This window comes from Blastocatellia bacterium (assembly GCA_016713405.1).
GTDB lineage: Bacteria > Acidobacteriota > Blastocatellia > Chloracidobacteriales > JADJPF01 > JADJPF01.
The window spans coordinates 333,159-356,727 of record JADJPF010000004.1 but is presented as its reverse complement, the minus strand read 5'-3'; the positions used below and the strand labels follow the sequence as shown (position 1 = coordinate 356,727).

At 37.0% G+C, this 23,569-nt stretch carries 19 protein-coding genes and 1 pseudogene; 14 read left to right on the top strand and 6 right to left on the bottom strand.

Annotated features, from left to right (window positions below; all coding sequences use genetic code 11):
- Positions 1–9 precede the first annotated feature (9 nt).
- From IPK14_07900 to IPK14_07885, 4 genes are all read left to right on the top strand, one after another.
- The gene (locus IPK14_07900) at positions 10–2,187 is read left to right on the top strand and encodes a 4Fe-4S binding protein (GenBank protein ID MBK7993339.1); all 2,178 of its coding nucleotides are present in this window, start codon (positions 10–12) and stop codon (positions 2,185–2,187) included.
- 26 nt (positions 2,188–2,213) lie between these two features.
- Positions 2,214–3,470 carry an aldo/keto reductase gene (locus IPK14_07895; GenBank protein MBK7993338.1) on the top strand — a complete coding sequence of 419 codons (1,257 nt, stop codon included), beginning with the start codon at positions 2,214–2,216 and terminating at the stop codon, positions 3,468–3,470.
- Positions 3,471–3,845: 375 nt separating this feature from the next.
- Positions 3,846–4,211 (top strand): RNA-binding protein, encoded by a 366-nt coding sequence (locus IPK14_07890; GenBank protein ID MBK7993337.1) that lies wholly within the window; start codon positions 3,846–3,848, stop codon positions 4,209–4,211.
- Positions 4,212–4,391: 180 nt separating this feature from the next.
- Positions 4,392–5,912, top strand: coding sequence for an FHA domain-containing protein (locus IPK14_07885; protein MBK7993336.1), 1,521 nt, complete (start codon positions 4,392–4,394; stop codon positions 5,910–5,912).
- An 83-nt stretch (positions 5,913–5,995) separates the two neighbouring features.
- Here the strand turns inward: IPK14_07885 and IPK14_07880 are convergent, their stop codons facing one another.
- On the bottom strand, positions 5,996–8,308 hold the full coding sequence (locus tag IPK14_07880) for an oligopeptide transporter, OPT family (protein MBK7993335.1): 2,313 nt from the start codon (positions 8,306–8,308) through the stop codon (positions 5,996–5,998).
- 223 nt (positions 8,309–8,531) lie between these two features.
- Between IPK14_07880 and IPK14_07875 the strand changes: the two genes are divergently transcribed.
- Positions 8,532–9,332, top strand: a complete 801-nt coding sequence (locus IPK14_07875) for a Uma2 family endonuclease (protein MBK7993334.1) — start codon at positions 8,532–8,534, stop codon at positions 9,330–9,332.
- A 44-nt stretch (positions 9,333–9,376) separates the two neighbouring features.
- Here the strand turns inward: IPK14_07875 and IPK14_07870 are convergent, their stop codons facing one another.
- The 4 genes from IPK14_07870 to IPK14_07855 are packed head-to-tail and all read right to left on the bottom strand — an operon-like array spanning position 9,377 to position 13,189.
- Positions 9,377–9,751, bottom strand: coding sequence for a hypothetical protein (locus tag IPK14_07870; protein MBK7993333.1), 375 nt, complete (start codon positions 9,749–9,751; stop codon positions 9,377–9,379).
- Positions 9,752–9,793: 42 nt separating this feature from the next.
- The gene (locus IPK14_07865; protein MBK7993332.1) at positions 9,794–11,902 is read right to left on the bottom strand and encodes a penicillin acylase family protein; all 2,109 of its coding nucleotides are present in this window, start codon (positions 11,900–11,902) and stop codon (positions 9,794–9,796) included.
- A gap of 29 nt (positions 11,903–11,931) precedes the next feature.
- Positions 11,932–12,327, bottom strand: coding sequence for a penicillin acylase family protein (locus IPK14_07860; protein ID MBK7993331.1), 396 nt, complete (start codon positions 12,325–12,327; stop codon positions 11,932–11,934).
- 34 nt (positions 12,328–12,361) lie between these two features.
- Positions 12,362–13,189 (bottom strand): Uma2 family endonuclease, encoded by an 828-nt coding sequence (locus tag IPK14_07855; protein ID MBK7993330.1) that lies wholly within the window; start codon positions 13,187–13,189, stop codon positions 12,362–12,364.
- A 166-nt stretch (positions 13,190–13,355) separates the two neighbouring features.
- Between IPK14_07855 and IPK14_07850 the strand changes: the two genes are divergently transcribed.
- The 4 genes from IPK14_07850 (at position 13,356) to IPK14_07835 (ending at position 17,785) form a co-directional block, all read left to right on the top strand.
- Positions 13,356–14,081: an SDR family oxidoreductase gene (locus IPK14_07850; protein ID MBK7993329.1), complete on the top strand. Its 726-nt coding sequence runs from the start codon at positions 13,356–13,358 to the stop codon at positions 14,079–14,081.
- Positions 14,082–14,098: 17 nt separating this feature from the next.
- A complete protein-coding gene (locus IPK14_07845) occupies positions 14,099–14,371 on the top strand; it encodes a hypothetical protein (GenBank protein MBK7993328.1) in 273 nt (90 codons plus the stop codon).
- A 1-nt stretch (position 14,372) separates the two neighbouring features.
- Positions 14,373–16,379, top strand: coding sequence for a hydantoinase/oxoprolinase family protein (locus IPK14_07840; protein ID MBK7993327.1), 2,007 nt, complete (start codon positions 14,373–14,375; stop codon positions 16,377–16,379).
- Positions 16,380–16,582: 203 nt separating this feature from the next.
- On the top strand, positions 16,583–17,785 hold the full coding sequence (locus IPK14_07835) for an ATP-dependent Clp protease ATP-binding subunit (GenBank protein ID MBK7993326.1): 1,203 nt from the start codon (positions 16,583–16,585) through the stop codon (positions 17,783–17,785).
- A 96-nt stretch (positions 17,786–17,881) separates the two neighbouring features.
- Here IPK14_07835 and IPK14_07830 read toward each other — a convergent pair whose 3' ends face one another.
- Positions 17,882–18,079, bottom strand: coding sequence for a hypothetical protein (locus IPK14_07830; protein ID MBK7993325.1), 198 nt, complete (start codon positions 18,077–18,079; stop codon positions 17,882–17,884).
- A 229-nt stretch (positions 18,080–18,308) separates the two neighbouring features.
- Between IPK14_07830 and glmS the strand changes: the two genes are divergently transcribed.
- The 5 genes and pseudogenes from glmS to IPK14_07805 all read left to right on the top strand — a co-directional run bounded on the left by glmS (position 18,309) and on the right by IPK14_07805 (position 23,568).
- Positions 18,309–20,165, top strand: coding sequence for a glutamine--fructose-6-phosphate transaminase (isomerizing) (glmS, locus tag IPK14_07825; protein MBK7993324.1), 1,857 nt, complete (start codon positions 18,309–18,311; stop codon positions 20,163–20,165).
- Between the two features lie 157 nt (positions 20,166–20,322).
- Positions 20,323–21,688: pseudogene (gene rimO, locus IPK14_07820) on the top strand (30S ribosomal protein S12 methylthiotransferase RimO).
- Positions 21,689–21,815: 127 nt separating this feature from the next.
- Entirely contained in the window at positions 21,816–22,190 is a 375-nt protein-coding gene (locus IPK14_07815) for a hypothetical protein (protein ID MBK7993323.1), read from the top strand.
- On the top strand, positions 22,171–22,395 hold the full coding sequence (locus IPK14_07810; protein ID MBK7993322.1) for a hypothetical protein: 225 nt from the start codon (positions 22,171–22,173) through the stop codon (positions 22,393–22,395). Before IPK14_07815 ends, IPK14_07810 begins: the two co-directional genes overlap by 20 nt.
- Before the next feature lie 162 nt (positions 22,396–22,557).
- Positions 22,558–23,568, top strand: coding sequence for an NAD-dependent epimerase/dehydratase family protein (locus tag IPK14_07805; GenBank protein MBK7993321.1), 1,011 nt, complete (start codon positions 22,558–22,560; stop codon positions 23,566–23,568).
- Position 23,569: the final 1 nt, after the last annotated feature.

The window sequence follows — 23,569 nt, the reverse complement described above, 5'->3', positions numbered from 1 at the left end:
AATAAATCTATGAGAATTACAACTGTTCGTATCTTAGTGCAAATCTTCTTTTTTAGCTTATTTCTATTTTTCTGTTTTGTTACAGAATTTAGTTACTTAAAAGGCTATCCTGTTTCGCTATTTTTAGAAGTAGATCCTTTAGTTGCTATTGCTAATGCAATTACTACACATACGGTTTATAAAGGACTAATTTGGTCACTAGTCTTGCTAGTGCCAACATTACTTCTTGGACGCTTTTTTTGTAACTGGATTTGTCCTTATGGGATTTTACACCAGTTTATTGGATGGGTGTTTAATACTAGAAACGTCCAAGAGCGTATCACTTCTAACCGCTACCGTCCAATTTATCAGTTTAAGTATTATTTACTAATCTTTTTTATAGTTACTGCATTTTTTGGTAGCTTGCAAATAGGCATTTTAGATCCAATTTGTTTACTTTTCCGTTCATTTACTGCTTCTGTTTTACCAGCAGTAAATATGCCTACAGGCTGGGTTTATGTACAAGAAAAAGAGCACCATGCAGCTTGGTTTATAGGCTTTTTCCTATTTACTTTAGTAGCAATGAATTTAGTTATCCCTCGGTTTTTCTGCCGTGTGCTTTGTCCATTAGGAGCAACTTTAGGCGTACTTTCTCGCTTTGCTTTGTGGCGAATTGACCGCGACCCTCAAAAATGTACTGATTGCGATTTATGCTTAAAAAGCTGTGAAGGTGCTAGTGATCCTCATACTCTGCTTAGAAAAAGTGAATGTTTTGTTTGCTTTAACTGTATTGAAGATTGCCCACATGATGCACTTAGCTTTAAGTTTATGCCTAGACAAGAAAGCGGTGTTCAATCTCCTGAAGTACCAATTAGACGTGCTGTTTTTGCTGGCTTAACGGCAATGTTTTTTATTCCTTTTAGTCGTTTAAGTGGAAATACTAGCAATAAAACTTTTGATCGTGCCGTAATTCGTCCACCTGCTTCAGTTGATGAAAAAGAATTTCTTAAACGCTGTATTAAATGCGATCAATGTATTCGCGTTTGTCCAACAAATGTTTTGCAACCTGCTCTGCTTCAAAGTGGTTTAGAAGGTCTTTGGACTCCAATTATGGATATGCGTTTAGGCTACTGTGAACTAAATTGCACGCTTTGCGGCCATGTTTGCCCAACAGGAGCAATTCAACAAATTAGCATTAAAGAAAAACTTGGGTTAGCTGAGTACAAAGAGCAAGGCCCTGTAAAAGTTGGAACAGCATTTTATGATCGTGGTCGTTGTCTTCCTTGGGCAATGGAAACCCCTTGTGTAGTTTGTGAGGAAGTTTGTCCAGTTTCACCAAAAGCTATTGAAACTTATGATGAAGTTATAACTCGTTTAGATGGTGTAAAAGTCACATTAAATAAGCCTTTTATTATCCCTGAGCGTTGCATTGGCTGTGGAATTTGCGAAAAAGAATGCCCTGTTTTAGATGAACGTGCTGTTTATGTTACTGCTGTTGGCGAAACCCGTTTTCGTAATCATTCTGACCGCCGTTTGTTGCTAAACGACAAAGACAAACAAGCAATGCTCAATATTCAAGATGGCGAAGAAAAAGTTAGTCTTAACCCTGCTTTACTTTCAAGCGCAGCATTGCTAGCTAGCCCATCAACCAAATCTAAAGCTAAAACTGGTAGTTGTAAAAGTGGTGGTTGTAGCACTGGTTCTTGTGGAACTAATAAACCTACTAATAATTTAGTAACATTAAATTCTAAAAAATCCTCTTCTCTCCCAGTATTACCCGTAAGTCAAATAACTAGTAAAACAAACTCTATTTCTCTATCAGGTGTTAAGAAACGTAATAGTCTATCTCACTTAATAGCGAGCATTAGTGCTGTATGGCAAGAAGGCGGTTGTGGAAGTAGTTGTGGAAGTAGTTGTAGCACAGGCGGTTGTGGCACCAAAGCATCAACGGCTAAAGCTGTAAGTAATACACAAAAAAGCGGTTGTGGCTGTAAGAGTGGTGGATGTAGCACTAAACAAACACCTCAAACAGATAAAGTTTTACCTAAATCTTTACCCGTACCAATTGTTCCGACAAATTTTGTACAATCTAAAGAAAATTCTGTTAAACTAGCAGACACTAGACCAATCCCTAAAGCATTATCTGGACATCAAGATTTTGACCTAGTTGCTTGGGCAAAAGAGTTAAACGAAAAAAAAGGTCACTAAAAATTTATTAAGGAGCCATCCATTTTATGAGTAATTGCAGTAGAAGAAATTTCTTAAAAAATTCTGTTTTAGTAGGTGCTGCTAGTATGATTGGTTGTAACACAACTAGTAGCGACACTAACCCTACATCAAGTTCCGTAGAAGTAAAGTCAGCCGCACCTCCAGCAGTTGACCCTACTATTAATACATTAGCTGGAAAACAGCTTCCCACTGCCACATTAGGCAGAACTGGTGTAAAAGTCCCAATTCTTTCTCATGGCGGTTTATATGAATTAAATACAATAATGGTGGCCCGCGCCTTTGAGTTAGGAATAAATTACTTTGACGTTGCAGATTGTTACCTTAATGGTCAAAGCGAAACTGTTCTAGGAAAAACCTTAGCAAAACTAGGTAAGCGAAAAGAAGCTTTTATTGTTTCCAAATACCATCCTAAACAAGCTAGCGAGATGTTAACAGGCATTGACCAACGTTTAACTAACCTTCAAACCGACTATTTAGATGCTTTTTATATTCATCAAATTGGCGATGGAGAATATCCAAAAGAATGTGTTGACTGGCCTAAAAGTAAAGAATGGAAAGATGTTGCTGAAAAATTAAAGAAAGAAAAGAAAATTAAATACTTTGGTCTTTCCTGTCATGCTGGCACTTTACCCCAAATAATGGAAGCAGCCGCAGAAGGCGGTTTTGTTGATATGATAATGTTTAGATATAACTTCCGTTCAGTTAATAGCGATGCTCTTAATCGTGCAATTGATAAAGCCAAAAAAGCTAATATTGGCTTAATTGCAATGAAAACCCAAGGCGGGCGTGTTTCTTTCCAAGAAAAGGCTGATCCATTCACCGAAAAAGGCTTTAACAAAGCTCAGTCCACATTAAAAGCTGTTTGGGCTGATGGTCGTATTGACACAATTGTTTCCAATATGCCTTCACTTCAAATTGTCCAAGAAAATGCTACTGCTGCATTACAAAATCAAATTAGTGCCGCAGAACGTCAACTATTAGATGAATATGCTAAACAAACTAATCATCTAGTTTGTCATGGTTGTGATCATCTTTGTTCCCCACACGTTAATACGCCTGTTCGTATTGGCGATACTTTGCGCTATTTGATGTATCATGACAATTACCAAGACCCAACAATGGCTAAAAATCTCTTCTCTCAACTACCAGTAGATGCTCGTAAAGCAATCCTTAATACCAATTATTTACAAGCTGAAGCTGCCTGTCCACACGGTCTTCAAATTAGTAAGATGATGAGCGAAGCAGTACATAAATTAGCTTAACAGCAAAATACTTAAGAAAACCAAGTAGACCAAAGTAAAACGTTTACTTGGTTTTTCTTTAGGCAAAAGCAAACTTTCAATCAAAAAAAACGATTTATAAAAATTTTATCGATTTACACCCCTAGAGACTTATGCTATGCTCCCCAACATAAGTGGGTCAAAGTCACTATCTTAATTTTGGATAGAAGTTTATTAGAATCTGATAGATAAGACATATCTATTCACGTAAACTTACTGACCAACCACACTTAAGCTAACTTTGGGGCTGCTTGTGCTGACACGATAGATTCTTCTCTTCTGGAAACCTGTCTTTCAGTCTGAAATTTGTCAGTTACTTAAATAAATCCATTTTTATTAATTTTAGAAAGGCATTTAATTTTTATGAAATTGTATGTAGGCAATCTCCCCTTTTCAACCACTGAATCAGACTTAACCAGTCTATTTTCTGAAGTTGGCAACGTTCAATCAACACGACTAATGACAGATCGAGAAACCGGACAATCCAGAGGATTTGCTTTTGTAGAACTAGCTGATCGTAGCGAAGGTGAAGCAGCAATTACCCGCTTTAATGGTCATATGCTTAATGGTCGTGCCATTAAAGTAAATGAAGCCAAACCCCAAGAAAATAATCGTGGTGGTGGCGGTGGCGGTGGTCGTGATCGTGGAGCTAGTCGCGGCGGTGGTTATGGTGGTGGCGGCGGCCGTGATCGTGATCGTGGTGGTCGCGGTTATAATCGCTAATTAACTAAACAACTGCAAAAAGGTTTTTAGGGTGACAATACTAGGTTAAAACTAATTGTCACCCTAAATTATTTTCTGGGAAAAAGTTTTTGATGATTCAATAATCTATGGTTTAAGAAGCTAAAAAGCTGCTAAAATAGCACGTCTCAGCCTAATTTTAAGCCCCCAAGGAATAAGCTTATGGTATCAAATGTTGATAATGATGTAGAAAATCCACAACATCGGGAAGCAACCGATTGCTTTATGCAAGCTCGTAGTGCGATTAAAAATGGTGAAGTAGGAAATGCAGAAAGATTGCTACGGCGTGCCTTAGAACTTTGGCCTGATAACTATAACTATACATTGCAGTTAGCTAAATTAGCTATCCAAGTAGGCAAACAAGACCGTGAAGTAGAAGACCTGTTACAAAAAACCAGTGTGCTTAATTTAGCAGCAACAGAGCCTAGATTACTTTTAGCAACGCAATATGAAAAGTCTGGTCAAAACAAAAAAGCTCTTTCTGTTTATAAAGGAGTGCTTAATATTGACCCTACTAACCTGATTGTTAGACGTAAGTTAGGCCAGCAACAGCTTGATCCAGGGCAGGCTATGAATATAACTATGCTTTCAAATAAGCTGATGGATTCACCTGTTTATGAAGAGCCTGAAGATATATTTTCTACTAAACCTTCTCAACCTACTCCAGTTAAACCACAACCAAAGCTACCTTTTCCAAGTGACCCACTAGCTACAAAACCCTTGCAACCTTCAACGCTTGATAAATTAAGCGATTCTGATAACCCTGGCGAGCTAAAAACAGTTAAAGATATCCCTCTCTCCCTAGTTCAAGCTATCCAAAATAAACCTCAACCATCTCCAATTGATCAAGCAGCATTTCAAGAAGAAATGCGTGAACGTCCAACTTCTGATGATATTGCCACTTATTCCCAAGAAAGCACAACTACAACAAATACAGGGCTTGCAGACAACTGGGAATCCTTGATGGAAGCCATCCAACATGATTCACAAATGTATGAAGTTGACGGACATTTACCAATGAATGTAGCCATTTCTTATATAGAAGTTGGCCTTTATGGTGAGGCTGTAGAAGAATTAGAAGAAGCTTGGAAATTATTTACTAAAAAATCTGACCCTGAAGCTGTGCGTTGCTGTTTGTTATTAATAGATTGTCTATTCTCACTTGAAAGATACCAAGATGCAATTGATTGGTGTAATAAAGGTATCGTCCTTACAGGCCGTACTTCAGCCGAAGGAAAATCCTTTGTCCATCGTCTAGCTACTAGTTATGAACGTTTAGGAGATTTAGCAGAAGCTAACAAAATAAAAGCAGAACTTGGCTCTGATGGAACATTGATGCCTAATCTACCAATGCCTTATGCACAACCTATTGCAGCCCTACGCTTTGTTTTACGCCCCAAACGTGGCTATGAAGGTGAAGATTTTAATCTCAACCCTGATTTAGTAGAACTTGTTATTGGTCGTGGCCCAAAAGCACATGTTTTGATAGATTCTCCAAGAGTTTCTAAAGAACATGCCTTACTTCGTTTTACTCAAACAGGGCTAAAAATTATTAACCTTAGCAGAACTAATGGCACATTCTTAAATGGTGAAAAATTAGAGCCAGATTTAGAATATCCTATTGACCCAGGTGATGTAATTGGCTTAGGCAAAACAATTGATGTAGAACTATTATCTAGATAAATAAATTTTCTGTAAAACCAAAAAGCTCAAAGACAGGATCTTTGAGCTTTTTATTTTATGAAATTCTCTAAGTTTTAATTATCTCAAGTCTTTTTACCGCTATTAATACCAATGTAGGCTAAAAGCGCGGCCAAAGATAAAAAGACACTTATTGCAATTAGGTTATTAAGTAATGTATCTGGATTAGCTAAAGAACCTAAGTAAGAACTTAAATCTAGCTTTTCATTATACTTAAAGGCTGTTAGACCAGCCAAAAGTAGACCACAAATTGAACCCCCTGCAATCAAACCAGAGCTAAATAATACGCCTCCAGAGCTTTCTGATTCTGCTTCAGAGGTAGGGCTAGTTCTACGATCTACAAAATATCGAACCATACCACCAATAAAAATTGGTGCTGAGGATGCAAAAGGCAAATAAAGCCCAACTGCAAAAGGTAATGCAGAAACTCCTGACAATTCCAAAACTATGGAAGTAAAAACGCCAAGCAGTACAAGACCCCAAGGTAATTTACCCGTTAAAATTCCATCCGTAATTAATGCCATAATTTGGGGTTTTGGGGCAGGCATTTTTTGTACACCTTTACTTGCAAACTTAATTTCCCCATCGTTTGTTACTAAGTAGTTACCTACAGGTAAAACACCATCTTCTTGGGTTTGTCGGTATAGCCTATAAAGTTCTCCATCAGTACCACGGGCAATTGTTTCTGAAGGCGCAACTTTAACATTAGGAAATGATTTTTGCTCATAAATGTTATTTTCTTTGCCACCAACACCAGGATCAACTTTGAACATCAATTGACCTTGATCATTAGCCAAGTATTTTCCTGGAGGTACTCCATTAGTCTCTACTGACAAACGATGAACTTTAAGATTTTGCCCGTTTGGTGCAGTTTCTGTATCAGTGCCAAGTTGTTGTGCAGTGTAATTTGGTAAATATACAGGAACAATGGTTTTATAAGCATTGTTTATGCTAGTTAAAGTTAGACCTACAACTAAGCCAGATGTAACCGTCCCAACCATAATAGCGATTTGCATATTTCGTGGTGTACCACCTACAAGAAACCCTGTTTTTAGGTCTTGGGAAGTCGTACCAGCATTAGAAGCACAAATACAAACTATTGCACCTACAGATAAAGCAATTGCTCTCATTTCTGGGCCGGTTTGCTCACGTAGTACAAAAATTAAACAAGTCATTAGCAAAGTTGCTACAGTCATTCCAGAAATCGGATTTGATGAAGAGCCTATTTCCCCAGTAATACGAGATGATACGGTAGCAAAAAAGAACCCAAAAATTACTACCATTAAAGCACCAGCCAAAGTCATTTGCAGTTGAGGAATTAACCAAATAGCTAGCACTAAAATAATTGAGCCAACTACTACAACTGTGATTGGCATATCCCGTTCAGTACGTAGTACAGAGGACGCTTTTTCACCTACCATACCTTTTAAGTCTTTAATGCTAGAGCGAAAAGCCCCAATGATGGTTGGCATAGCTTGGAGTAAACTGATAATTCCGCCTGCTGCTACTGAACCAACACCAATATAGTAAATATAGTTTTTATGAACATCATCTGGTGTCATATCCTTAATTAATAAGGTAGTTTCTGGATACATTGGAGCAATTAGAGCATCCCCAAAAAGCTTGATCATAGGAATAAATACTAAGTAAGAAAGTGCTGCCCCAGCTAGCATAATTGAGCCAACTTTTGGCCCAATGATATAACCAACCCCTAATAATTCAGGAGAGATTTCAGCAGAAACTTCAGCTATTTGGCGGGTACTTTCTGTTTTGCCTCTATAAAAAGGTAAAACATATTTAGGGTATTCATTCCACAAGTGAAATCCTGAGTTAAAAAACTTATAAAGAACACCCATTCCTAAACCAGCAAAAATTGTTTTGGCTTGTATACCGCCGCGTTCACCAACTATTAACACTTCTGCACAAGCTGTGCCTTCTGGATAAATTAAGTTGCCATGCTCTTTTACAATCAAAGCTCGGCGCAACGGAATCATCATTAGAATACCTAGTATTCCACCTGCTAAAGCAATAGTTGAGACATGCCAAACTGGTAAGTCATAACCTAAAATAAGTAAGGCTGGCATGGTAAAAGCCACACCTGCGGCAATTGATTCACCGGCTGAACCTGTGGTTTGAACAATATTATTTTCTAAAATGGTAGATTTTAATGTATAACGAAATAGTGTTATTGAAAGTACAGCAACAGGAATTGAAGCACTAACCGTAAGTCCAACTTTAAGAGCTAGATACACAGAGGATGCTCCAAAAATAATACCTAAAAGCGTCCCTAAAATTAGGGCTTTTGCAGTCATTTCTGGTATTACTTTGTCTGCACTAACATAAGGGTGAAACTCGGGTTTACCCTCAAGATTAGACATCTTTATTTTCCTCCTAAATAATTATGCTTAATATTTTAGATAAGAAAGTTTTTAAATGGCGGTTTTAAGGACAGTGTAACAGATTTGTAAATATAGCCAAAGCTTTTCCTAAGAGTTATAATTACAGGCGAATTAAGAACAATTTCTTTTAGTATGATTAAGCTATCTTTCTTATATATTAATAATTATGAGTCAAGTTAAAGTAGAAAATTTTAAAAGAAAAATGCCTCCTCAAGAAGACCCTCCGCGCTCGCCAAGGGAAACTTTACCAACAATGTATGATTTACCAAGTGAAGAAATAGGAGAAAGCGGATTGCCAGACGAATTTCATATTTTTCAATCTCAGCTTCTTAGAGAAACTTTTCAAACCCAAGAATACTCTATAGATGAAGTATTTATTGGTACAGATATAAACTTATATTATGATGTCACCACAAACTGGTATAAGCGGCCTGATTGGTTTGCTTGTGTAGGCGTACCAAGACTTTATGACAATCAGACTCTAAGGTTAAGCTATTTGGTTTGGCAAGAAAGAGCAAATCCTTTGATTGTAGTTGAGCTACTTTCCCCTAGTACAGAAAAAGAAGACCTTGGACAAAAAGTTAAAAAACGGGTTAGTGATAATGATCCCCTTAGTAAATGGGAAGTCTATCAAACAATCTTAAGAGTTCCATTTTATTTTACTTATGACCACTTATCTCAACAAATCCGAGCCTTTCGTTTAGAGGGTGATAGCTATATTTCCTTTCTACCAGACAAAGACGGACGTTTCTTTTTGCCAAGTGTTAGCGTTTACTTGGGCTTATGGCAAGGCAGCTATCAAAACATTAATGAAACTTGGCTTCGTTGGTTTGACCATCAAGGTAATTTAATCCCTACACCTTTAGAAAAAGAAGTTCTTGAAAAAGAACGTGAACGTGCTGAAAAGGAAACTGAACGCACTGAAAAAGAAGCTTTAGAAGAAAAGTTAGCTGCTCTAAATGAAAAGTTAAAAGTTATGGGAATTGATCCAAATAGTTTGTAGGCTTAAAAAACAAAATTGTAGGTAAAATAGCTAGCATCCATTGGCTAGCTATTTCTTGTTGTCTTTTGATCTTTCTTGCAATATTTAGCTATAGGTGAAAAATCAACTCCTGCGTCTGTCACCTTAAATTCTTGCTTTCCAAGCTTAACAGGAATTGAGCAAGACATATTTAAAAATCCATCCCAGTTAGGATTTTCTACTTCTCCACCATAATTCATTAAGCAATTATTTTTTTGTTTAGAGACTACTTCATAAGTAGTTGATCCAAAAGCAACATATATTACTTTTGTGTCAGGTTTGCATTCAGCAAAGTTTATTACAACGGTTTTATTCTCATCTGCTATTGTTGGTTTGATTAGTATTGTTATAGAAAGTATTAGCAACACAATAATTATTATTAAGCTAGATTTTTTTAACATTTCCTTACCTCTACAGCATTATATTTGTAGTGTTATTGCCAATTAGTTTTTCTGAGCAACTAAGGTTAGTTTAGCTACTGAAAATTTTTCTACGTTTTTTTCGCTAAATGGAAATCCATGTGGTTGTAGGCTTGCCCAATCATCTATTTGATCTAAATAATGAGGGCTGCCTAGCTGACCGGATGCACCAGGTGTAACAGCCAAAGTTGTTAAATCCCAGTCATCTAAAGAAATTACCATTCGCATAGAAGGCCCCCAAATACGATCCGCATTTGTATCATTACAATTAATTGTATGTGCTGAACCTCCCACAATAACATCTGATGAATTAAAAATAGTTTTTAATACAGAAATTTTTGCTAATGGGTGGTTAAAAGAAAATTTATTTATCCCTCCATAAGTCCATTTTGCACTATCAGACCCAAGTTTTTCCGTTAAAGTCTTATTTGCTGCTTGATAAGCATTTACTATCATTGTGTCAAAATCTTTATATTTTGTAGGTAAAAAGTCAGCCGACCAATTAGCAATCACATGATCAATTACACTAGAGCGTAAATACCAATTATAAGTTGGCCGTAAATCTCCTAACCAAGAAGTAAAAAAGTCTTCTGTAAAAGCATTTCGCATTGTTACAGCAATTGCAGCAGAACGGCTATTAATAGCTAAATTACCATCCCAATTATTTAAGTCTTTTTCCATTTGTTGCCAAATTGGGTCATTTTTATGCTCTGCTGCACGTTTTACCACTTGATCAGCAAAAAATTTAGTTGGTATTGCATAAACATCCCCATGTAATTTGTGCATATCAGCAAAAGTAAATTGTTTTTTCTCAGCTAATAATTTGTAAATTCGGTGTGCGCGATAAGGCGGGGCCCAATCGCTAGTCATACGATAAGGATATTTTTCTCCTACTAACCGTTGATTTGCTGTAGCAATATAGCCATTTTCAGGGTTATAAAGATGTGGCATTTCTTCAAAAGGAATATAACCTGTCCATTCCCCTTCATTTGTCCGACCATCAAAAGGCAAATCTCCTTTGCCATTTGCGCGTATTGGGATACGACCGGCAGCATAATAGCCAATATTTCCTTCCTTATCAGCATAAACATAATTAATTATCGGCATTGCTCCACCGCGCAAAGCATCACAAAATTCTTGCCAATTTTTTGCTTGATTTAATTTATAGGTGACAGGAAATTCTGATGGAGCATCTCGACCAGTCCAACAAAGAGCGATTTTTTGACCTTTAGAACTTGCAACAATGGGGCCGTGACGAGTGATAACTATTTCATGCTCAATAGTTTTTGTTTTAGAGCTTGCAAGCGATTCTCTAACCTGAATTTGTTCTTTAATTATTTCTGCTTCTTTCCATTCTTCGCCAATACGATAACGAGTAGGGTTAGTTGGGTCAAATTCTTCTATATAAACATCTTGCACGTCAGCCATTACATTTGTTGCGCCCCAAGCAATATGGTCATTATGACCAATCACTACACCAGGCGCGCCAATTACAGAAACGCCAGCAGCATAATAACTGCCATCTGTAGCACGTAAATTTATTTGATACCAAATCGCTGGTAAAGATAAGCCTTGATGAGGATCATTAGCTAGCAAGGGTTTACCAGTATCAGTAAGTTTTCCTGATATTACCCAGTTATTACTACCAATCATTGCTTCATTGCTGCTTAAAACTAAGTCTGACAAAGCATTATCTGTTCTTTTAGTAGCAGCAAAAATTTCTGTTTCTATTTTTGGATAACTATTTTTAGCTGTTTGTGCTTGTATTTTTTTTGGCTTTTCTAGATTTTCTTGTGGCTTTTCTTCTATTTTTGCAGGCAAGTCAAAGATCGGTTGGCTAAAGTCGCTACTATCATCAAAAAGCATTTTATAGACTTTTTCATCTAATTTTTCTTTTAACTCTGCACGCATTAAATCAAATTTCCAAGTCCCTGTAAGCGATAGTGCCATCAATTTTCCTATTGCCAAGCTATCAACAGGTTGCCAAGGCTCAGGTTTGTACCTAAGCATCTTAAATTCAAACGGTAATCTATCTTGATGAGCAGTTATATAAGCATTTACACCTTCAGAATAAGCCGTTAGCATCTGTTTTAAGTCTTCAGAAAGACCAGGAAAATCCCTTTCCCGCTGCACGTCTTAACCCTAAACTTCGGTGTAGTCTATCAACTTCTAAAGTAGCGTCTTTTTTCACCTGCCCCTAACACAGCAGAAAGTTCCCCTCTAGCAGCACGCCTAAGCAAATCCATTTGCCAAAGCCTATCTTGAGCCGTTGCATAACCTTGGGCAAAAGCTACGTCTGCCATATTACCAGCTACAATATAAGGAACTCCCCATTTATCGCGGTTAATCGTAACATCTGTTTTAAGACTAGTTACCTGCACTTTTCCTACTACTTCGGATAATGCTCTGTTCTTCCAATTTTCATAAGTTACTTTACCAACAACTATTACACCTAAACCAATAATAAATACTCCTAAAATAACTATAGAAAGAAGTCGGACTATCCAATGTCGCTGTTTAGGCTTTTTTTCAAAATCGTTTGTTTTTTTATCTGTCATAAATTTATTATAATCAACATATTAAAAGCAATTATTAGAGATTATCAGGATCTATTCCTAATAATCGTAATTTCTCTGCTAGCTTTTCAGCACGCAGTTTTTCGGCTTCGGCACGTAGTCTTTCTTCTTCAGCGCGTGTTGCTTCGGCTTCAGCGCGTAGTTTTTCAGCTTCGGCTCTTGCTTCTCCTTCTTCAGCACGGGCTTTTTGTCTTTCAGTTCGTATTTTTTCCTGCTCTAACTCCAATTCTTTTTCCTCAATACTTTTAGCCATTTTTAAGTAATCAAGAAAAGGTTTGCCGTCAGGCCGGTAAAGTTGAATTTCTTTGTCTTTAATTTCAAACTTTATTTTTAATTTAGGACTAACCCAACCATTCATTTGAACAATTGGAGATAATTGATCCCCTGCTCTAATATAACCCTTAAGTTTTTTTCTATCAGGGTCAATAATGTAGTATTCTTGCACTCCATATTTTTCATAAAATTCAAGTTTCTTTTTCATTTCCCTAGCACGGTTGCCAGGTGAGAGAACTTCAAAAACAACTTGAGGGGCAATATTATTTTCTTTCCACTGCATATAAGAGCCTCGGCGACCTTTGGGACGACCAAAGGCAACCATTGTGTCTGGAGCAAGTCTAGTCTTATTATCACCTTCCACTGGATACCAAAGTAAGTCCCCCGCTACAAATACATTTGGGTCATCAGCAAAAATTAGCTCTATTCCTAGCTTCACAACTACTATTAAGTCAAACTGCTCTGTATTATCTGCCATACGTTTACCGTCACTATCTGGGTAAATTATTTCTTTTGTCTTCTTTTGTTGTAGTGTTTGTATTGTTTGATCAGTTTTTAATACTTTTGACATAGCAATTACCTTAAAAAACTTAATTTATAAATGAGGTAAATTTTCTGATTTTCTAGCAAGTTAGCTTAAATAAAACATCTTTTCCATCAAATTTCTAGCCTAGTTTGCAATCATAACTATAGCTAAGGCACAATAGCCAGCAGAAATTTTAAGTATCGAGGTTTCTATGTCTTCAACAAATAATGAACGTGTTGCACTAGTAACAGGCGGAAGTCTAGGTATCGGCTATGCTACTGCATCAATGCTACTAAAAGAAGGTCTAAAAGTAGTTATTTGCTCACGTAGACAATCAGAATTAGACCATGCCATTAGCGAGCTAAAAGAAATAGGTGGAGATCGCATTACTGGAAAGACTTGTGATGTACGCCAATATAGCCAAGTCGCTAGCCTCTTTCAATATGTTGAAAACACTTTTGGCGGACTAGATATTTTAGTTAACAATGCTGGTGTTGGCTTATTCGCAAGCGTAGCAGACATGACGGTTGAACAGTGGCACACAGTTATAGAAACTAACCTTAATAGCCTGTTTTATTGTTGTCATGAAGCAATCCCTAAAATGCGTATGCGTGGAGGCGGTTATATTTTTAATATTGGCAGTTTAGCGGGTAGAAATGCTTTCCCTAATGCCTCAGCTTATAATGCTTCTAAATTTGGCCTCATAGGATTTTCTGAAGCTCTAATGCAAGAAATTCGTTATGACAACATTCGTGTTAGCTATATTTTACCTGGAAGCGTAAAAACTTCTTTTCGTGGTGCAGACCCTAATGATGAATCAGCAAACTGGAAATTAATGCCTGAAGATGTTGCCCAAGTTGTTATTGACCTGCTACATCACAATCCGCGAAGTTTGCCCAGTTGCGTTGAAATTCGACCCTCAAAACCAAAGAAATAAAGAAATTAAGAGGTTTTATGTCTGTATTTAAGACTCATCAAGAAGAATTAGAAAAACATGAGTTTATGCTAGGAAAATGTCGCGGACGTTTAGCCGTTTCGCTTGATATTTTAACCGATGCACTTACTTCAGTAGGAATGCATGGAGTTTACTGCCATAGCGCAAGACATCCAAATAAACCTAAACTTGATATTCAACAAGTAATTAAAGATTTAGAAAGCACTAAAGAATTAATTAGCAGTGTAATGCAAGAGCTAAAACAACAAAAAGCTTTGGAACAATCAAAATAACATGCAAGTTTTAGTTGGTATTGATACAGGTGGCACATTTACAGACTTTGTTGCTTGGTCTAAAGAAAAATTACTTACTTTTAAACTTCCCTCCACACCAAATAACCCTGCAACCGCTATACTTGCGGGGTTAAAACAAATTCATGAAAAATTCCAAGCTACTAGCTATCAAGTTGTACATGGAACAACTGTAGCAACAAACACTTTGCTAGAGCGCAAAGGCGCGAAAACTGCACTTATCACAACATCAGGTTTTGAAGATGTATTGGAAATAGGCCGTCAGGCCCGCCCAGAAATTTATAATTTTAGTGTTACTCGTAGCCAACCGCTTGTCCCTTCAAAACTTCGCTTTGGAGTAAAAGAACGTATTAACAAAAATGGCGATGTTTTAGCCCCATTGGATGAATCTCAACTAGATGAAATTTTGCTTCAATGTCAAAAAAATAAGGTAGAGTCCGTTGCTATATGTCTATTGTTCTCTTTTGTTAACCCTACTCATGAAAGAAAAATAGCGGAAAAGTTTGCTCCCATTTTCCCTACGTCTTTATCCAGCGTTATTTTGCCAGAATATAGAGAATATGAACGTACTGCTACAGTAGTAATTAACTCTTATCTAAGCCCAAAGGTAGGAAACTATTTATCATCATTAAATAATAGCTTATCAACAGTTGTTCAAGGCCAAGCTATATCATTAAGAGTAATGCAATCTAGCGGTGGGGTAGTTTCTGCTAATTTAGCTAGCCGCGAGCCGGTGCGAACAATTCTTTCTGGCCCAGCAGGTGGCGTTTTAGGTGCTTGTTTACTGGCTAACAAGGCTGGTTTTAACAAACTCATCACTTTTGATATGGGTGGAACTTCTACAGATGTTGCGCTAATTGATGGTCAGCCAACAACAACTAATGAGGCGATGATTGCAGGTTTACCTGTTTCTGTTCCTGTTTTAGATATTCATACGGTTGGCGCGGGTGGTGGCTCAGTTGCTTGTTTAGACAGCGGTGGAGCATTAAAAGTAGGCCCGGAAAGTGCTGGAAGCGTCCCTGGGCCAGTTTGCTATGGTCAAGGTGAAAAACTAACTGTTACAGATGCAAATCTAATTTTAGGGCGTTTTGGAGAAGATAGTTTGCTAGGTGGAGAACTTAAGTTAGATAGAGCGCGAAGTTTAGCTGCTTTTGAAAAATTTGCTGCTGAAATTACAAATAAAACAGGGTTTCAAACTACAGCTATTTCTGCTGCACTAGGTGTAATTGCTGTAGCAAATGCCAACATGGAACAAGCTTTAAGAGTAGTATCAATTGAACGAGGTTTTGACCCACAAGACTTTATTTTAGTTAGTTTTGGCGGTGCTGGCGGATTGCATATTGTAGAACTTGCCCAAGCTCTAAAAATTTCTAAGATCTTGATTCCTCCTTCGCCCGGCGCACTTTCTGCTTTAGGCGTACTTCAAGCCGATGTAGCTAAAGATTATTCTCGGACAGTAATGTTAAAACAGCTAGATTTAGACAGGGCAGAAGAAATATTTACCGAGCTTAAATCTATTGCTCAAAATGACTTAGAGCAAGAGGGTTTTACAATTGAACAAATAAAATTTTCTCGTGCTGCTGCAATTCGTTATCAGGGTCAATCATTTGAATTAGATATTCTATGGTCAAAGCAAATGTTAGCTAATTTTCATCGCGCACATGAAAAAAGATATGGTTATGCCGATCCAACGCGGAAAATAGAAATTGTTAGCTTAAAACTTAGAGCAACAGGACAAACTCAAAAAGTACCTGTTAAACAACATCGAGCAAATACAAAAAAGGTAAATGCTAAGTTTTTCTCCACAGTTTACTTTTCTTCTAAACCAACCAAAACCCCTGTTTATGAGCGTTCAGAACTTGGAGTTGGTACAGAATTAGTAGGGCCTCTAATTATACTAGAATATAGTTCTACAACATTAATACCTATAAATTTCAACTTAAAAGTAGATGAATTTTCAAATCTAATAGTTTTTCGTAGTGAAAACTAACGTATATCTGGTAAATAAAACCAAAAAAGGTAAATATTTCTGACAGGAAATTTTGCTGTTACTAATGAAAAGTCTTATAATCTCCAAAGCCAACTCGCTAGTTTAGAAATACATCTGAAGTAACACAATGGTAAGCCATCAAGCTCCTTGTAAGTTGGGCTTGAGGATGAGTTAAGCACTGGCAGAAAAAAGAGGGTTATTCAATGCAAAAAGAAACTAAAGAGTCTAAAGACAATAAACCTACTCAAAAAAGGATAAAACTTAATCCTAATCTTAAAAGCTCCCGCGCCCAGGAATTTGAAGATAAATTAATGTCTCGTATTGTTGGCCAGGATCGTGCCGTCAGGCGAATTGCTAATCTTTATCAAATTCACTTAGCAGGACTTGCTAATCCTGGACGACCTGTTGGAACAATGTTATTTCTTGGCCCTACAGGATCAGGAAAAACTCGTGTAGTCGAAGCCGCCGCAGAAGTGCTTTATAATGACCCAAATGCAGTAATAAAAATAGATTGTGCTGAATTTCAACATAGCCATGAAATTGCTAAGTTGATTGGTTCGCCCCCTGGTTATTTAGGACATCGTGAAACCTCTCCTATGCTTACCCAAGAAAATTTGGATCGTTATCATACTGATAAAGACCAAATTAGCTTTGTCCTCTTTGATGAAATAGAAAAAGCGTCTGATGCTCTTTGGCAACTTCTCTTAGGCATTTTAGATAAAGCTACTTTAACTTTAGGTGATAACCGTAAGGTAGATTTCTCTAAAGCTATGATTTTTATGACCTCCAACCTTGGAGCAAAAGAAATGTCTGAGTTAATTTCTGGTTCTATAGGTTTTGCACCTGCACGAGGCAGAGCCGGCGAGGAAAGCGATGTAGACCAAAAAATCTATCGCACTGCTTCAGAAGCTGCAAAACGCAAGTTCTCCCCTGAGTTTATGAACCGAATTGACAAAGTAGTAGTTTTCCGATCATTAAAAGAGCATCATTTACAAAGAATCCTAGAATTAGAATTAAAAGCCGTTCAAGACCGCATAATGAAAGGGACTGCACAAAAATTTATCTTTCAATGTTCTGTGGAATCAAAGAAATTTTTACTTGAAGAAGGAATAGATCTTAAATATGGCGCACGCCACTTAAAACGCGCAATTGAAAGGTTTATTGTTTATCCATTGTCTAACTTAGTTGCTACAGAGCAAGTTAAACTAGGCGATTTAGTTTTAGTAGAATTAGAAGGTGATAGCGACAATTTAGATTTTTATAAAGAATCTGGAGGCGCGTTAGTTCATCCTAGTGCAGGTGATTACGCAGAGCAGTTAGGTTTAGAAGGAGATGGAAATACAGCTTTAGCTGCTCGTCCTAAAGCTGCTTCAGCTAGCAATAAATCCAGTGAACATGACTCTTAGTTTTTAATCTAATTTAAGCATCAAAAGATAAAGCCACAAAGTTGATTAAAATCTTGACTTTGTGGCTTTTATCTTTGAAAAATAAAGCTTTTAACTCTAGGACGCACTTTGTTGCTCGCTTGACTCAGTTGATTCTACACCTTCTTGTGAGGGTTGATAAGAACCTAATAGCCGTTTTCCTTCATTGCTACGTGGGTCTATTGTGCGAACGTGTTTACGTCCTTTCATTTCCCATATTGCGGTGACAACCCCATTTCTTTCTACCGCGTTATAGGTAGTTTCTTGATCTGACATTATATTTCCCCCTAAACAATTATCTATTTCTAATATTAATCTTCTTAAATTCCGAACATTATTCCATAAGGAAAGCAAAATGGAAAGCCTCTTAATCCTGTGTTGCTCTAAGAGTGAGCTTTCTGCTAAATTGCTAATTTATTTATGCAAAGCTTTTGCAACCTATTTCAATAGCAGTTGTTTAAGCACATTATTATTTGTGTTATTTTTGAAAGGAATAAATTTATTTATGTGTGGTATTGTTGGCTATGTAGGCAATAAAAATGTTGTTGATGTAATTTTGGATGGGCTAAAACGCTTAGAATATCGGGGCTATGATTCTGCTGGCATTGCTGTAGTAGAAAACTCTAAGCTAGAACTTAGAAGAGCATCAGGAAAACTACGAAACTTAGAAGAAATCATTCGCCTTCATCCAATACATGGCACATATGGCGTAGGACATACACGTTGGGCCACACATGGCCGACCAACAGAGGAAAACGCCCATCCACACCGCGATTGCAGCGGACGCATTGTAGTAGTTCATAATGGAATTATTGAAAATTATTTAACCCTAAAAAGAAGTCTCCAACAAGAAGACCATCAATTTGTTACTGAAACTGACACAGAAGTAGTAGCACACCTTATTGAAAAACACCTCCGTCAAGCTCCTAATTTAGAAACTGCCGTCCGTGAGGTTGCTGTCCAATTAAAAGGAATTTTTGCAATTGTTGTAATGTCAGCCGACGACCCAGATAAAGTTATAGCTCTTCGTCAAGGCCCTCCTGTAGTAATTGGCTTAGGTAATAATGAATATTTTATTGCTTCTGATATTCCTGCAATCCTCTATCACACAAGAGATATTTTCTTCCTAGGTGATGGTGAAATGGCTGTGCTTAGGCGTGATGGAGTAGTCACAACAGACTTTGAAGGTAATCCTGTTACTCCTATTCGCCAACGTATTACTTGGGATCCAATTATGGCGGAAAAAGGCGGCTTTAAGCACTTTATGCTTAAAGAAATTTATGAACAACCCCGCGCCGTTAGAGAAACTATCCAAAATCGAGTCTCCATTGAATCAGGAAAAATTTATTTAGATGAAATGCAGATTACAGATCAAGACTTCCGTAATATCACTAGCATAAAAATTGCTGCTTGTGGTACTAGTTGGCATGCTGCTCATATTGGTAAATATATGATTGAGGAACTAGCCCGCGTTCCTGTTGAAGTAGATTATGCTAGCGAGTTTCGATATAGAAATCCATTGCTAGATGAAAAAACTCTTCTTATAGTTATTACTCAGTCTGGGGAAACTGCTGACACTTTAGCCGCACTTCGTCAAGCAAAAGAAAATAATTGTTATATTCTTGCTATTTGTAATGTTCAAGGGTCAATGGTGACTAGAGAAGCTCATGGAACAATTTTAACTCATGCTGGCCCGGAAATCGGCGTAGCTTCGACTAAGGCTTTTACTTCACAAATGACCGCACTCTATCTTTTTGCTCTTTACTTAGCTCAAGTTCGCGGCAATCTCACACCTGAACAAGCCCGCAAACATATTTCTAGCTTAAATGAAATTCCTATCAAAATAGAAGCTTTACTTAGCCAAGATGATTTAATGGAAGATTTAGCTAAAGAATTTCAACGCGCCAGCAACTTTCTTTATCTTGGACGAGGAATTAATTTTCCTGTAGCTTTAGAAGGCGCGCTTAAATTAAAAGAAGTTAGCTACATCCATGCAGAAGGCTATCCAGCAGGAGAAATGAAACACGGGCCCAATGCTTTGATAGATGGTCAACTGCCAGTAGTTTTTATTGCTCCTAAAGAAGTAGGTAATAGTGCTTCAGAATTACGATATGAAAAAACTATCTCTAATATAATAGAAGTAAAAGCGCGTGAAGGTCGTGTGCTAGCAATTATTACAGAAGGTGACACAGAAGTTGCTGAAGTTGCTGATCGTGTTGTTTATGTTCCTGCTACTTCAGATTTACTTTCCCCAATACTTGCTATTGTCCCTTTGCAACTACTTGCTTATCATATTGCTGTAAGGCGAGGATGCGACGTTGACCAACCAAGAAATTTAGCAAAATCTGTTACAGTAGAATAACTAATCATAGTAATTAGTTAGCTGTCTTGGATTTAAATTTACTTTTGGTTAAATTAAACTTTTGGCGAAAAATTTTAAAGTAAGTAGGAAGTAATTAGTGAGTAAGATAGGTTTTGTTAGTCTAGGTTGCCCCAAAAATTTAGTAGATAGCGAAGTAATGATGGGACTTTTAGAAAATGCCCAACATGAACTTACCCCAGAAAAAGAATCTGCTGATATTATTGTAGTAAATACTTGTGGTTTTATTGACGCTGCTAAACAAGAATCTATAGATACAATTATAGAAATGGCTCAATATAAACAAACAGGTCAATGCCAAAAATTAATTGTAACTGGCTGTCTTGTAGAACGTTACCGCCAAGAACTACAAACAGAAATCCCAGAAATAGATGCTCTTTTAGGCACTAATGAGGTAGAAGAAATTCTCTCTGCTTGCAGCCCAAACACAAGCAGTAAAACTTTTTCTCGCTCATTGCCAATTATTCCTGCCGCTGTGTTATCAGACACAGATAATTTTATTGATTTAACTGGTGAAACACCTATTAGAGAGCAAGCTAACCCTGCATCAGCATATCTTTATAATGATGCAACACCTAGAAAACGCACTACACCAAAATTTTATTCTTATGTAAAAATTTCTGAAGGCTGCGAGCATCCTTGCACATTTTGCATTATCCCAAAACTGCGCGGAGATTTTCGTAGTCGTCGTCTTGGTTCTATACTAAATGAAGCTGAAAAGCTGGCCGCTCAAGGTGTAAAAGAATTAGTGCTAATTGCTCAAGATAGTACCTGGTATGGTCAAGACTTAGGTATTAAGGATGGGCTAGCAACTTTACTTAGATCTTTAGCTAAAGTAGAAGGTATTGAATGGGTACGATTTCTTTATAGCTATCCTTCCCGGCTTTCTAATGCTGTTTTAGATGTAATTGCACAAGAACCAAAGCTTTGCAAATATGTTGATATTCCGCTTCAACATGCTAGCACTCGAATGTTAAAAGCTATGAAACGTCCCGGGAAATCGTGAGTTTGTAGAAAAGTTAGTTATGCGAATGCGCGAACGTGTGCCAGGTATTGCACTTAGAACTACTTTTATTGTTGGCTTTCCTGGAGAAACTGAAGAAGATTTTCAAGAATTAATGGATTTTTGCAAAGCAATGGAGTTTGATCATTTAGGAGTGTTTACTTATTCTGATGAAGAAGGCACGCCTGCCTATGAATTAGCTGATAAAGTACCTTTGCGAACGGCTCAAGCTCGTCAACGTAAATTAATGGCACAGCAAGCAAAGATTTCTCGCCGCCGTAATAAAAAAATGATAGGCCAAAAAGTAAAAGTCTTTTTTGAGGGCCCATCTAAGGAAAGCGATCTACTTTGGCAAGGTAGAACTGAGTTTCAAGCACCTGACATTGATGGCTGCATATTAATTAATGACGCGCCAGAAGATTTTTCACCTGAAAACGGTAAATTTGTCACAGTAGAAATTACCGAAGCTCATGACTATGATTTAATAGGACGAATAATCTAAAGCTATAAACTATTATCTTTACTAATAATGTAAAAATTGATATACATTTAAGTTTTGTTGGAAAACATTTTTATCTATTCAAGACATCAAAAGAGCGACTTTATAATGCTACTTTGGAGTTAAAAAATTGAAAAAGCTTATTTTATCTTTATTAATATTAATTCTTTTTACTATAAATTTATCTGCACAAATCTTAGGAATTTCTGGCTCTCGTGTAATGCCTGTCAATGAATTATCTGTAAGGGCTGATGTAATAGTACGCGCCAAAGTAAAAAAAGTAGAAAAGGCCAGTTATTTAGACTACACTCAATTAGCCTCACTCCAAGTAACAGAAATTATCAAAGGCGACAATCGATTAAAAGATGTCCGTGTTTGGTCAGGAACGCAAAACATTAATGCAAACGACACATTTAATAAAGATATAGAAGTTTTAGTTTTTTTAGTTTATGAACAGACCTTTTATAGACTCTTAAACTTCCAACATGGAATTTTTTGTTGTTGAAGGTGAAGCTGTAAGAAACTGGCGTGTTCCTATTGTCTTATCACCAAATGCTAATAGCTCAAATAATCCAAATACTCCAAATAACTCAACAGATAATGAACTTGAATATACTCCAATAGATAAAAGCTATCAGGAAGTACGAAAAGAAATAGAAATTGCAGTAAGATCAATTAAAACTACTGGTAAAGAATTTCTTCCTAAGTAAAATATATTTTCAGTTAAACAGCTTTTTTGATTTGTCCCTGAATTTCTCAGAAAAGCTATCCATTCCTACACTCTTTTTCTAAATCATAATTTTCATGCTAATATGCTAATTTCCCACAAATAAATAAATCATTTTAATTCTATTAAACTAGGTGTATTTGCTATGAAGAAAGTTTTAGTAACTGGTGCAAATGGGCATGTAGGCAATATTTTAGTCCGACTTTTAGTAGATCGCGGCTATCAAGTACGTGCTTCTGTTAGAGATGCAAATAAAAAAGATCTGACCCAACCTCTAGCAGGTTTGCCCATTGAAATAGTTTCTGCTGATATTATGAAGCCAGAAACGCTAGCAAATGCAACTAAGGGAATGGATGGCGTTTTTCAAGTAGCAGCCGCCTACACCACAATCTCAGACGACCCACAAAGAGATATCCTTGACCCTAGCATTATTGGTGGAATCAATGTTTTACAGGCTTGTAAAGATGCAGGAGTTAAAAAAGTAGTTTTTACATCTAGTATTGCTGCTGTAGGTTCTGATGGTCAAAAAGATAATCCGCTAAATGAAAATAATTGGAATGATAAGGCTTGTAGCCCTTATATGGTTGCTAAAACTCAAGCAGAGAAGAAGGCTTGGGACTTTGCTAAAAAAAATAACTTAAATTTAGTAACAATTTGTCCGTCTGGTGTTTTAGGCCCAGGCTTTTATCGTCATACTCCAACAACCCAACCTTTTGAACTAGCTCTAAGAGGCCAAGTTCCTGCTGTCCCTCGCTTTGGATTAGGTTATGTTGATGTTCGTGATGTAGCTACAGCACATCTACTTGCTTATGAAAATGACAAGGCTGAAGGTAGATATATTGCTACAGATCAATGTTTTTGGTTAAAAGATGTTTTAGCTTTGGCTAAAGAAATTGACGACCGAGTAAAATTACCGCTTATTGAAATTCCTGTTGCTGTTGCTGGAATTATCCCACTTTTTGATTGGTTAGGCTATAAGCTTACTGGCGCACCTCGTCAAATTACTAGCGAGATGTTAGAAGACTTTAATGGTAAAGCCCAGTATATTTCTAGCGAACGAATTAAAAAAGAATTAGGCTGGAAGCCTATGGACATCAAACAAAGCATAAAAGATACCCTTGATTGGATTCATAAAACTTTTATTAATAAAAATTAGG